Origin of the sequence: Photorhabdus khanii NC19 (assembly GCF_000517265.1) — a bacterium.
Taxonomy (GTDB): domain Bacteria; phylum Pseudomonadota; class Gammaproteobacteria; order Enterobacterales; family Enterobacteriaceae; genus Photorhabdus; species Photorhabdus khanii.
The window spans coordinates 561,236-574,257 of sequence record NZ_AYSJ01000002.1 but is presented as its reverse complement, the minus strand read 5'-3'; the positions used below and the strand labels follow the sequence as shown (position 1 = coordinate 574,257).

The following is a 13,022-nucleotide window of genomic DNA, read 5'->3' as shown; positions in this document are numbered from 1 at the left end:
AGTCAGAACTGACTGGTGACACTAAGCTTAAACGTCCGTCCGGGCGCCGGCATCATGGAGCGGGTTAACGGGTCCAGATAATAGCGATCGGTTAAGTTAGTGCCGGATAATTCAACAACAACATTTGGCGTAACCTTATAATTAATATAAGCATCTACGGTCATTACCGGATTCCAGCGCATCGGGTTATTATTTATCCCTTTATAAGTGCCCGGCATTTTTTTCATCAACCATTTTTCATCCTTATTCTCCACACTGCTGTGATACAACACCCGGCTCCCTATTTCTAAATCTTCATCTAATAACCGGCCACCAATATTCAGATTAAGAGAATAACGGGGAGGAATAGTCGTTCTTAAAAAACCACCGGGAAAACCGCCATCAATACATTCTGGAACACCAAATCGATTAGTCGGATCTAGTATACCTGCGGAGGTTTTATCACAAACTTTATTTTTAAGATTGTAAGACAAGCCAAACTGGGTAAAGAATCCCCCGTTGTCATAACGCCCTTGTACTTCTAAACCCGATAATTTCTGTTTATCTAATTGAGTAAATTTAAAGTTACTATCACGGTCAAAAACATTCTCTATGACCGTATTGTAATAAGCGAATTTAATATCCGCATTATGCTCCGCCCCCAACAACTGACTTAAATCATGAACATAACCCACTTCAACTGTTTTGCTACGTTCAGGTTTAAAAGAGCGGGCCGGTTTATCAGTCAAACCAGAGGAAAAGCCGACGGTATCTTCAAAAATACTCGGCATACGTACCGCTTCGGCATAACGTGCATAGATACGTGCATTATCACTCACATAAGCTGTTGCGGAAAATACCGGTGCCCAAGCATAATCTTTACGTTTAGGTTGTTTAGCCCAACGCTCCTGTTCACTTTTTTCTTTATAAACTAAACCTCCATCACTATTACTCAATATTTCTCCTGAACTATCACTATAACGGCTATTATCTTGGGTATCACTGTATTCATATTTATATACTTCTTTGTTAGTGACAGGATCAATAACACGCTCATTCATATCAAGCTCGCCATTGAAATAGGGGTTATCTTGTTTATATAACTTACCATCGTCACGATATTGCCAAAGCACATCTACCGGTACCATAGGGCGAAGAATTGAATCTCGCTCTTCTGATTCCGAGAAATTCTTTTCAAAATATTTATCAAATTCATCATCAGTCAAACACCATGAGCAATCATTAAATTTTTTAAATAATTCAGCTTCACGTTCAGTAAGTGTTCTCTTATATTGCAGCCCCCGACCAACCAGTTTTTTGTCCTTACTATAACGATGATCACGCGCCGCTAAACGCTCATTTAAAAAATCATCCTTAGACCAATAGCTCACCCGTTTAGCCCCAGCGCTTAATGCCAGCCATGAAGTAGGGCGCCAGTCGAAATTAAAGGCAATATTATTTTCCTGACGACGCCCTTTTCTTGGTAATGCACGAAAATTGGAGAAACTCTTTGCTTCATAATCATCATGCGAGCCCAAACGTTCCCGTTGCAGATTAGCCGACAATGTTAAATCCAAATCCGCAGTCAGCGCGAAAGCATTAGAAAGATCAACACCCCAGCGGTTATTATGCGCATTAGTGGAAGCAGTCTCTACCAAGCTACCATCTTTATTCGGATCTCTTTCCTTACCATTCACATCCCAGACCTCATCCCTTTCCCGCGGCTCACGAGGATACCCCCCAGCTGTATTAGTATTACTAATAGTACGGGTAACCCAGAACTTCATATCAAAATCAACCCACTTGTTCCCATCAGGCTTCCATTTATAGTCCACATTAAATGCCTGCTGATGTACATTAGCCAAAGGCCATTGCGATACAATATTCTCCTCAGCTCGAACCCAACTAATGCGCGAAGGCATAATTTCACCGTAAGTCGTCTTGGTATCGCGGATACCAAACTCGATAGTCTGTTGATTAGCCAGATGCCAAGTATTTTTAAGTAACCAAGATTCCATTTCACTGGAAGTATTCGGCACTTCATTGCCGGGGCGATATATACGTGCCGCGAAAGGTAAATAAGGATCATACGGCCGGGTACCACCATCAAGTATAACTTTATCCTTATCACTGATCGGAGCGTCATAGCGATGGGCTCCCCCCTTACCAGCAAAATAATTTCCCTTACTACGATAGCTATAGGCTGCCATGAGATCAAAGTATTCCTGCCGAGTACCTATCGCCAGACGTATTGCATTATCTTTCAGACCAAATAATTTATTATCTTTTGAATTTTTTGGTGTAATTTCTAACGCAGGATCAACATAGTTAAATCCCTTAGTAAAACCAGGAATATCACGATAATCTTGCCCCCATTGCAGACTCGGTACACGTTCCTTCACCGCATTGCTGCTGGTCTCCAATTTCAGATTAATTCCGAAACTCTCATCTGCCGGTACCACATCATCTATGCCCAAGGTTTTAATCATTACGGCCCCACCGATGGAACCTTTTACCCCCCGAGTTAGTGACGGACCTTTTTCTATTTCAATGCTGCTGATCAGATTAGGATCAATATAATTACGGTTATTAGCACCGTTATAACCACGCCAGGTCGTAATGGCCTGTTCAGTACCATCAATGGTAACAGGAACCCGCCCCTGTCCCTGAATGCCGCGGATATTAGGATCTAATGCGCCACTATTTCTGGAATCACCACTGAATACGCCAACTGCACTTTTTAAAACATCCGCAGGTGAAGCACCCTTATAGCGTTCTACCAAATCCTTACCCAGGTAAATATTGGTAATATCTTTATCATACACCGCGTCATAGCCTGCCTGATCTTTTTCACTGGTTGCTGAAACGTTAATTTTGCCTAAGTCGGCCTTATCTCCAGCAGGCTGTTTCACTGATTGAACAGGGGGTATTGGTGTATCTGCATCAACACGGTAAGGTATCAGGTTGTAAGTTAATACCACCACCAATGTTATTTTACTGTATTTATTATTTAATTTATGCATAGTGATTATCTGCCATAGTACGGATTTAAATAACCTATTACTTCAATCAATATCAAAAATATTTTTCAAACTTAATTAACACTTCGTTTTTGCTATATGAGTATAGCCAATCGACATTACTATTGTTTTTTCTATACCGATAAGTGATGACCGGCGTTAAGCCAAAAACATCAAATTTAGGCATACTGAGAATTGCCGAATAGAGTTGTTCATTGTCTTTACGGCGTGCACTTAATGGCATACTGTAATCTCCAAACTGCCTCTGTCGTAATGCGGTAAATACCACCGCATTAATTCCCGGATACAACTGGGTAGAAATACCCGCTCGTATGCCTTTCTGTTGATAATCATCCGCTTTCTCAACACTGGTTTTATTAACCCAATCACCACCAGTAAAGGTAATTGTCTGATCAGTTAAATAATAAGATAAGGTGGCATAAACAGAAGTCATATTACCGTCATTATGATTATAAAGTTTATGATAACGAAACTGTTTATATTCACCTTCAAGATTCAATGCCAGATTTTTTGATAGAATATTCATCCATTCAGTTTTCACTCCTGTGGTGCGATAACGGGAATGGTTACCAACATGATTAAACTCAATAATTGGACCTATCAGAAAATCATTTTTCTGTGCCTTATAATTATATCCCAAATAAGCGGAAGTGGTATTTTCATTTTCCTCACTATGATGACGATAACTTTCACCATAAGTCATTGAACGCAAGGATATACCGTGGTGACCACTTAGCTGGTATATCTTACGTAACGTAGCATCATAACTGATACCATTTGCCTTCTTTGCCAAAGGCAACTCACGTTCAGCTATACAACTGCCATTTTCAGCATATTTCTGGCAAACAGGAGGCTTATTTGGTGACATATTAGTATTGTCGTTAAAAATATATCCTACGGCAAAAGACCCACGCCAGGCATTACGCAATTCAATCGCATCCTGATAGCTGGTTATATTCTTAATGACTGCTGGTGGTAATTTATTTTCGTTATCGTGATTCGCCGCAGAAATCTCATTAAACAGTAAACCTGCCTCTTTATTTTTCTGGTTCTCATAATAGACCCTGGCTAACTCCAATTTAGCCCGGGTAAAATCAGGTTGCTGGTGCAAAATAGCCTGATAATGCTGTTCTGCCGCCACTAAATTACCCTGCGAACGTGCAAGATTCGCCTGAGCAAAATGTACCAATTGCATATCATGCCCAGGTAACTTCTGATACATCAATAAAAAGCGCTCTACGTCCTTAACTTGTTGATGATTAATAGATAAATACAGCGCCTGACCAACCTCATTCACATTATTCTCAACACTGAAAGTCTGACCATTAAGGACTATCGATAAATGATCAGTATTCTCATTCACAGTTTCATCAGTGATGATCTCTTTTTCTTGTTCCTGCAAATTTCGCTGTACGTTATTCCACAATCTTCTGCCGGTATCTTCATCTGCCAGAGCCAAAGAAGGGTAAAAAAACAAACAGTTGAGCAGTATGGTAAAACGGATAATGGGGGCATTTAACATCGGAATATCACTGCTTAATAGTCGGACCAATAAATAAACAAAATAAGACAAAGCCCATATGAACTTTGCCTTATTCAGTTAACACAAATTCATATTATGGATTTTTAGTCCCACCAAAGGCGGTATCTTTACTGTGATCCGAATTAAATTTAGCCACACCAGCTAAACTCGACGCATTATCACCAAAGAAGTGGCCGTTGTTTGTACCGACAACATTTCCTGCTGTCGCCGTCCCAACAAACGAGCCATCTGCTCTAATTCTAGAATCAATACCAACAGTCAATGCACTATTTGCTATTGAACCAGAAAGCCTTTTCTGGCCGAAATCAGCAGTGAATGTCCCTTGCAGAGCATTGCTGCCACTATATTGGTTAATTCCTTTAACCGTATAGGTTGCTATGCCACCAGTAGGTAAATTAGTCGTTATGTCTTTACCGGAATAATAGGCAGTATGAGTCTTATCGTTTATCTGACCGGTTTGTGACCATTCACCAAAGTAGACATCAGCATTAGCGACTTTACTAAAGTTAAAGACCCCCATACCACCATGGCTACCTGATCCAGGCATAGAAATTTTATGAATACCATTGGCATCCGCTGCGGCATAACGGGTAAGGCCCGAGAAGCTGACAATTTTACCTCCGGCTATAGACTGCACCCCAATCCCCGGTTCTCCCCCAGAGCTTGCATGACCAGTCCCCCCCTTTTCAGTCACATTTACCCTAATGCTGGGTTTATTCTGATCAAAATTTTGAGTTTGCCCAAAACCAGGGGTAGCTATTGCTTGTGTTACTAATCCACATGTACCTAATACTGCAATTAACACTTTAACTTTGTTCATAGCATATTCCTTATGTTAACTAATTAAATGTTAGAGATTGCTTATTACATAGTTTTAGTACTGTCCGAAGACTGACGCGCATATTAACGTACTTTTAATAAAAAATGAAATGATAATCATTATCATGAAATGATTATGTGAACTTGTATAAAATGACAATAAATACACCTAACTATTTAATTATTAAATCAATATTTACCATAACCATAGTAAAATTATGGAAATAATCTTGGGTGGATAAAGCTAACAATAAGTGTAAAAAAATCAATACACATGAATATATTTCCAAGTTATTATTTAATAATGTAATTAATTTATATGTTACTATTTTAATGGTAACTAATAAGATGATAATTATTGATTCTAAATTAATCAAAAAATATTTGACAATTTAAAACTAAAATCAATAAAGATGAGCCTATAATTTATCTTATTTAAGCAGGGATAAATTATTATAAAGAATTTATATATAATTATTCAGAAAACTTTCACTAATATATTATTTACTAAAAACACTAAAATAGACATATTACCAAAACGAATTAAAATACAATTACAACATTATCTCCCTCTTAAATGGATTTAATAACCACACATTTAAAAAGTAAACTTTCATTCACAATGAAAATTTTTTATGAAGTAAATTTTCAAATAAAAATATTGATACTACTTTTATCTTATATGAAAGAATTGAATAAGTTATTTACATAAGTTCATCAATTCCCTACCTTTTGGCAGGGAATTGATGTGGATGTGATACTTTGTCACTAAATTAAGAAGTTAATTGAGAAACGACCATTCTCGCCCTAATCTTCAATATGATAGACAATAAAACAGAGTTCACAAAAAGACCTAAAACCAAACCATACCAAAACCCTACAATTCCCATGCTATCGGTTACCCAGTCTGTCAAAGCCAAAATAAACCCTAGTGGTAAACCAACTAACCAATAACCAAATAAAGGCGCGTAAAATACCGATCGGGTATCATGAAAACCACGCAAAATACCCGCTAAAGTTCCCTGAAAAGAGTCGAAGAACTGGAAGAAACAGAATAAAAAAGCCAGGCTAAGTGCGATTATTATCACTGAGTCATCGTTAGTATAGAGTGAAATCAATGGCGCCGCGAAGAAATATATTAGAAAACCCAAAATTACGGAGATAGATAATACCAAAGAAATCGAAACTCTTATAACACCCATTAATGATGTTCTATCTCTCTGCCCAATATAGGAGCCCACTCTTACCGTCGTCGCAGTCGCAAATCCTGTAATGACGGTATAAATGATAGTGACGATATTAAGCATAATATTATGTGCGGCAACAGTCTGAGTGCCTAAAGGCGCAACGGATACAGCAACCACATCGAGAAAAACCATTTCAACAAAAAAAGCCAATCCACTAGGAATGCTAATATAAAAAGTCCTCAGTAAATCTTGATATTTTGGGAATTTTAAACGAAATCGATATCGCCGATACTCATTTTTCAACAAAAAATAAACAACTAAACATACAGCACTGAGATTATTAATAATTGCCGTTGTAATACCCGCACCAACGCCGCCCATTTCCGGTAAACCAAATTTCCCGTAAATAAGCATGTAATTTAACGGTATATTCAGTAATAAGGCACCAGAAGATAGGTACATAGCAACTTTCGTGTCTTCTAAGCCTTGCAGAAATGAACGAAAAACATTAAATATCATCACCCCGGGAACACTAAATGCCATAGCAATAACATAGCCCCGTGTAATATCTAAGATATTATCATCTAAGCCTATAAATGAAAAAAGTTTGCTAATTAACATTAACAATAAAATTATTGGTATCGAAAGTATCATCGATAGAAACAAATAATTCCTAAGGCTCTCTTTGACCCCTTCTTCATTACCTTGCGCTTTGTGCTTTGCGACATCTGCCGCAAGCATGATAATAGTCCCGTATCCCAACACAAATATAGGGAACCAAATACTACTTCCTAACGTTACTGCCGCTAAATCAGCAGTAGCATAGTGACCAGACATCACTATATCAACAACCCCCATTGCGGTACGTGCTATCTGCGCAATAATGATGGGAAAAGAAAGTAAGAACAGTTGTCTTAATTCCTGCCAGTTTGAAAATTTAGCCATAAAAATACCGTTAATTTATTGATTAGCTCCAATGTTGATCATACTAACAATAAATTATCACTAAAATCATGCGGAAAAATTTTTAAAAATTTAAAATTATGGGCATATCCTCTATTTTTGTTCAGGAAATAGAAAGAAATAAATCAGGCAACCTAACGAAAACGAACTACTTCACAAGAAATTCTGTGATCTTTCTAGAAGATTAGATATTTATTTAAGTCTTTTGTTCTCATTTTCCATTTTAATAGTTAATGTTACTCGACTTAAGTAGCTTCTGCTTTTTGTGATAATGTCCACATAATTAAAAAATAGCGACACCCGATATATCACTGAATTAGTAACATTTTTAAATTATTTATTTGATTAATAAAGAATTAGCGGAAATATAATGTCTAATAATAAAATCTTTATTGTTTTAGCGATACTGGCGACGGGGCTTTACACAATTTCAACCGATAAAACGACTTCTCAACCTGTCAAAACGACTGTACAAATTCATCCTCATCTTAGTCAAATTTGTCAGGCAACCGCATCTATCCTATTTTGTCAAAATAACGATGATGTGACGTATATGCACTACATTCGACCCAGTGATAATTCCCTATGGAAAATTAAATGTCGTTTAAAGGGCGATCGTGTCGAATGGGCTTCCAATAACGTCGATAACATTGGTCGTTGGAGAATTGATGAAAATGACGAAAAAATCACATTTTCTATCACCGGAAATTCCCTTAAGCTGATAGATACCTACTCCGACGGTTCATCAATCAAACAAATGTACACGTTAAATTCCTTGTGAACGGCAGTAAGTGGCGCTGTAGTTTTGATAAAAGCCGCTTACATCTATTCATCAAAGATACATGTAATCTTACCGATATAGAGAAGAGACCGAAAATGAAACCAGAAACTCTTGCGATCCACGGCGGATATTCTCCCGATCCAACCACCAAAGCCGTTGCTGTCCCTATTTATCAAACAACATCCTATGCATTTGATAGTACCCAACACGGTGCCGATCTGTTTAATTTAAAGGTCGAGGGAAATATCTATTCCCGCATTATGAACCCGACTAATGATGTACTGGAAAAGCGGGTTGCTTTACTTGAAGGTGGGATAGCCGCATTGTCGGTCGCATCCGGTATGGCTGCTATCACCTGCGCTATTCAATCCATTGCCGGAGCCGGGGATAACATTATATCTGTTGCCAAGTTATATGGCGGCACCCATAACCTGCTGACTCACACATTGCCCCGGTTCGGTATTGAAACACGCTTTGCTGACCATGATGATATTGCAGCATTGGAATCACTGATTGATGACCGGACCAAAGCGGTATTCTGTGAATCCATTGGTAACCCGGCAGGTAATGTTGTTGATCTGAAAAAGTTCGCAGAAGTGGCTCACCGTCATGGCGTTCCTTTAATCGTTGACAATACCGTCGCCACGCCTGCGCTTTGCCGGCCCTTTGAGCACGGCGCCGATATTATTATTCACTCTCTGACCAAATACATGGGAGGACACGGTTCTACTATTGGCGGCATCATTGTTGATTCCGGCAACTTCCCTTGGGAAAAACATAAGCAAAGATTCGCCATTCTGAATAACCCGGATCCCTCTTATCACAACGTCATCTATACCGAACAGTTCGGTAAAGCCGCGTTTATCGGGCATTGCCGTGTCGTACCGTTACGTAACATGGGTGCCGCGCTATCGCCTTTTAATGCTTTCCTTATTTTGCAAGGGTTGGAAACGCTGGCATTAAGAATGGAGCGTCACACTGAAAATGCCCTGAAAGTGGCCCATTACCTGCAAAATCATCCTCAAGTTAGTTGGGTGAAATATGCAGGATTGCCAGACCACCCGGAACATGAACTGGCACAGCAGTATATGAATGGGAAACCATCAGCCCTTCTCTCCTTTGGTATTAAAGGCGGGCAGGAATCCGGTGCCCGCTTTATTGACGCGTTAAAACTGATTGTGCGCCTGGTTAATATTGGTGATGCAAAATCACTCGCCTGCCATCCAGCTTCAACCACTCATAGCCAATTAAATGACGAGGAGTTAATTAAAGCAGGTGTACCACACGATATGATCCGCCTGTCAATCGGCATTGAACATATTGATGATATTATTACCGATCTTGCCCAAGCTCTGGATGCATCGAAATAATTTAGAACTGCCATACACCCCGTTCTGGTGAACGGGGTTCTATTTATCTGCTATAACCGCTTCTTTTACTGTCTCTATTTTAATTATTTTCCCTTAATCAACGTCGCTGACTTTTATTTCCTTATTTTTACCTACTAAAACAACAAGCAGGGGATAACAAATTAAATCGGTCACCCTGTCGCTAATATTCGATAAAGTGGCCTCCCCCTATCCCTACGAAAACGTGTAATAACGTCCAAATGGCGACTATTCACGTCAAAAAATACAAGGAAAACAGATGAAAGTTCAGCTAGCCTATACGTTGTTATTAAGCTCATTGTTCTGTGGGTATGCTTCGGCAAAAATCCCAAGTGAATTCAGCTCCACGCCATCATTTGAGGATAATTTTAATGGCACAACACTCAATAGCCAAAAATGGGATTACCGTGGTTTAGGTGTCAGAAATAATTGTATTAATACTCAATCAGCCGTTATTGTACGGAATGGATATTTAACCATAAAAACCTATTCTGATAGTTCTTCCGGCAAGCTACAAAATTATTGCGGCATGATTTCAACACAAAAAAGTTTCCTACAGACATATGGCTATTGGGAAGCTGCTGTCAGATTTAATCGCGCCGAAGGTAATCAGGTCGCATTCTGGGTACAGTCACCAACCATGGGTAAGGATCTAACCAATCCAGAAAAATCAGGCGTCGAAATTGATGTATTTGAACACTTAGCTGAGGCTAAACAAGATCAATATGATCATGCGATTCACTGGAATGGTTATGGCAACGCTCATAAACAATGGTCAAAGAAATTGTCTATGAGTAAACTTGCTGATGGTAAATTCCATAAATTTGCGGTGGCATGGACACCAAATGGCTACACATTTTATGTTGATGATGTTCCTCAATATTTGTCTGGTCTGGAACAAGTCCCTATTTCAATCGCAAACCAATACATTATTTTAAGCTCTGAAGTACCGCGCAGTTATCCAGCTCAGGGTTACGGCCCGATAAATAAAACAACCGCCACATTCGACGTTGATTATGTGAAAGTTTATCCGTATGTCGGTAATCAGAAATAATAATCCACACTGTATTATTCGCTGCAATAAATTAGGACCGTAGGAAAAATAAATACGGTTAGCCAGTGATAATCATTCTCCTTGAATATTAAACAAGTAAGAAAAATATTGGCGTCCAATCACTGGACGCCATTTTATCATTAGAATGTTACATTAACTTTAGCCCATATTGTTCGGCCGGGTTCATTTACTGAGGTGTTTGCTGAATAACCAAAGGTACTATTACCTGCAAGGTTGAGGTGTTCGCTGTATTCTTTATTCAGAATGTTGTCGATACCTGTGCTAACTTTGACATTTTTGTTGATCTTATAGGCGACGTTTGCAGAAAGCACGCCGAAACCCGGGCTGTCTTTAAAATCTTTGCCGACAACATTTCCCTGATCGATAGCAATCCGATGCTGGCTGCTAACCAATCGCCACAAACCGGTACTGCTCCAGTCACCACGTTCATAAGTCAATCCGAAACGGGCTTCCAGAGGTGGGATCTGAGGCAGTGGCTTGTTATCTGTGGTATTTTCACCCCATGAATAAGCCAGGCTGGCATCCGTTTTCCAATGATCTGTCAGTTGATAGCCAAAGCCCATCTCTCCGCCCATAACATTGGCATTAACATTATCAGCCTGGCTGAGGCGAGCATTGGTTGGGCTATATCTAAACAAAATAAAATCATTCACCCGCCCTACATAGGCTGACACCCAGCTATTAAAGCGTTCTCCCGTATATTGCGCCCCAATATCAAGCTGGGTAGTTTTTTCACTTTTCACGCCATCAAAAGCGCTGGCACTGCCTGCCGGACCGAGTTTAGGCGAGAATAGCTCCCAGTAGTCCGGGAAGCGCTCGGTATAACCAATACCGGCATAAAACATCAGCGGAACATCAGTGAGAGTATGCTCTAAACGCATAAAACCACTTGGCAAAGTATCATTTCGTTCTTTCTCGCTATTGCCGGCAAATTTTTTCACCAGACTGCGATCAAGACGGGCACCGGTTATCAACTCGCTCTGCTCTGTGGCATACCAGGTCAACTCACCAAACAAGCCATAATTACGGAATTGGGCATCCTTTTGCCACACGCTGCCTGATTTATTACGATGGGTATTAGTTTGAGTATCCGCACCACTTTCCAGCTTGAAATCTTGCCATAGCCAGGTGCCCATCGCCCGTCCTCCCACAATCCGACGATCCAGTTGCATGGACATACCACTGTTCATATTCATATGCATACCACACATATGCTTGCAGGTCGCGGAAGGCATACCCATCTTCCCCATCGATCCCATAGACATAGGGCTGTTCGGAGAACGCAAGGTTATATTGTCCATGATATGGTTGGTATAGTTGTAATAAACTTGGGCTTCAACCTTATCAAGAACCTCACTGATGTTAGATTTCTCAAAACGCACGCCGAGGCTTTCACGTTTAAATTGTGAACCATCCATATTACGCCCCGCATAGCGGGCCTCTCCATCACCTTTCCCGGCGGTCAATTCGAGCAGTGTATCTTTATCCGGCGTCCACCCCAGCGCCAGATCGCTATTCCACTTATCCCAGCGTGAAGGGACACGATACCCACTACCATCTTTATAATCATGTGAACGGGAGGTATTCCCCATTAAACGTAAATATCCCAATTCATTGCCGACACTGGCATCAACATTGCCATCCCAACGACCATTTGAACCGGTCAACCCACTGGCATTGACCTTCACCCCCGGCTCATTAAATTTAGGGTGTTCACGCTCAAACCTAATGGTCCCAGCGGAAGCACCTGGGCCCCACAATACGGTTTGAGGCCCTTTAATCAGTGTCAGCAAATCATAACTTTCCGGTGAAATATAAGATGAAGGCGCATCCATCCTGCCAGGACAGGCCCCTTGCATTTCTGCGCCATCAGTCAGGATCTTAAGCCTTGAACCAAACATTCCCCTAAATACTGGATCACCATTGGTACCCCCATTACGGATTTGTGAAAAACCGGGTATGGTTTTCAAATAGTCAGAACCATCACTTGCCGGAACTGGCTGACGAGGCGTTTTTGGTGACGTGACAATTGATAAAGGCGAATACAAAGGCGCAGTGACGGTAATCACATCGCCGTCATTGGTTTTTAGGACATTCGCATGATCGTGTGAATCTGGCGAGATTTCAACCGCATATCCATTAAAAGCTGCCAGCAGAAAAATCGGCATTGCCGAGCTAATACAACGGGCTAGCGTATTTTTTTTATAAGAAGCATTTTTTTCAAACATCATCTTTCCTTAATGTGC

General features: G+C 40.1%; 8 protein-coding genes. 3 read left to right on the top strand and 5 right to left on the bottom strand.

Annotation, left to right across the window (positions count from 1 at the left end; genetic code table 11):
- Nucleotides 1-2 precede the first annotated feature (2 nt).
- The 4 genes from PTE_RS02575 to PTE_RS02560 form a co-directional block, all read right to left on the bottom strand.
- Nucleotides 3-3,002: a TonB-dependent receptor domain-containing protein gene (locus PTE_RS02575; protein ID WP_036842959.1), complete on the bottom strand. Its 3,000-nt coding sequence runs from the start codon at nucleotides 3,000-3,002 to the stop codon at nucleotides 3-5.
- Between the two features lie 52 nt (nucleotides 3,003-3,054).
- Nucleotides 3,055-4,542 carry a surface lipoprotein assembly modifier gene (locus PTE_RS02570; RefSeq protein ID WP_036842956.1) on the bottom strand — a complete coding sequence of 496 codons (1,488 nt, stop codon included), beginning with the start codon at nucleotides 4,540-4,542 and terminating at the stop codon, nucleotides 3,055-3,057.
- A gap of 94 nt (nucleotides 4,543-4,636) precedes the next feature.
- Entirely contained in the window at nucleotides 4,637-5,383 is a 747-nt protein-coding gene (locus tag PTE_RS02565) for a Slam-dependent surface lipoprotein (protein ID WP_036842953.1), read from the bottom strand.
- 772 nt (nucleotides 5,384-6,155) lie between these two features.
- Nucleotides 6,156-7,514: an MATE family efflux transporter gene (locus tag PTE_RS02560; RefSeq protein ID WP_036842950.1), complete on the bottom strand. Its 1,359-nt coding sequence runs from the start codon at nucleotides 7,512-7,514 to the stop codon at nucleotides 6,156-6,158.
- A gap of 388 nt (nucleotides 7,515-7,902) precedes the next feature.
- On the opposite strand from PTE_RS02560, the gene PTE_RS02555 reads away from it, so the two are divergent.
- The 3 genes from PTE_RS02555 (at nucleotide 7,903) to PTE_RS02545 (ending at nucleotide 10,755) form a co-directional block, all read left to right on the top strand.
- Nucleotides 7,903-8,313, top strand: coding sequence for a hypothetical protein (locus tag PTE_RS02555; RefSeq protein ID WP_036842948.1), 411 nt, complete (start codon nucleotides 7,903-7,905; stop codon nucleotides 8,311-8,313).
- Nucleotides 8,314-8,408: 95 nt separating this feature from the next.
- Nucleotides 8,409-9,683, top strand: coding sequence for a bifunctional O-acetylhomoserine aminocarboxypropyltransferase/cysteine synthase (locus tag PTE_RS02550; RefSeq protein WP_036842945.1), 1,275 nt, complete (start codon nucleotides 8,409-8,411; stop codon nucleotides 9,681-9,683).
- 277 nt (nucleotides 9,684-9,960) lie between these two features.
- Nucleotides 9,961-10,755, top strand: coding sequence for a glycoside hydrolase family 16 protein (locus tag PTE_RS02545; RefSeq protein ID WP_036842943.1), 795 nt, complete (start codon nucleotides 9,961-9,963; stop codon nucleotides 10,753-10,755).
- A 140-nt stretch (nucleotides 10,756-10,895) separates the two neighbouring features.
- Here PTE_RS02545 and PTE_RS02540 read toward each other — a convergent pair whose 3' ends face one another.
- Entirely contained in the window at nucleotides 10,896-13,007 is a 2,112-nt protein-coding gene (locus PTE_RS02540) for a TonB-dependent copper receptor (protein ID WP_198539172.1), read from the bottom strand.
- Between the last annotated feature and the right edge of the window lie 15 nt (nucleotides 13,008-13,022).

Coding starts and splice junctions, on each gene's coding strand:
- PTE_RS02575 (WP_036842959.1), bottom strand. CDS start 3,002: ATGCATAAATTAAATAATAAATACAGTAAAATAACATTGGTGGTGGTA.
- PTE_RS02570 (WP_036842956.1), bottom strand. CDS start 4,542: ATGTTAAATGCCCCCATTATCCGTTTTACCATACTGCTCAACTGTTTG.
- PTE_RS02565 (WP_036842953.1), bottom strand. CDS start 5,383: ATGAACAAAGTTAAAGTGTTAATTGCAGTATTAGGTACATGTGGATTA.
- PTE_RS02560 (WP_036842950.1), bottom strand. CDS start 7,514: ATGGCTAAATTTTCAAACTGGCAGGAATTAAGACAACTGTTCTTACTT.
- PTE_RS02555 (WP_036842948.1), top strand. CDS start 7,903: ATGTCTAATAATAAAATCTTTATTGTTTTAGCGATACTGGCGACGGGG.
- PTE_RS02550 (WP_036842945.1), top strand. CDS start 8,409: ATGAAACCAGAAACTCTTGCGATCCACGGCGGATATTCTCCCGATCCA.
- PTE_RS02545 (WP_036842943.1), top strand. CDS start 9,961: ATGAAAGTTCAGCTAGCCTATACGTTGTTATTAAGCTCATTGTTCTGT.
- PTE_RS02540 (WP_198539172.1), bottom strand. CDS start 13,007: ATGATGTTTGAAAAAAATGCTTCTTATAAAAAAAATACGCTAGCCCGT.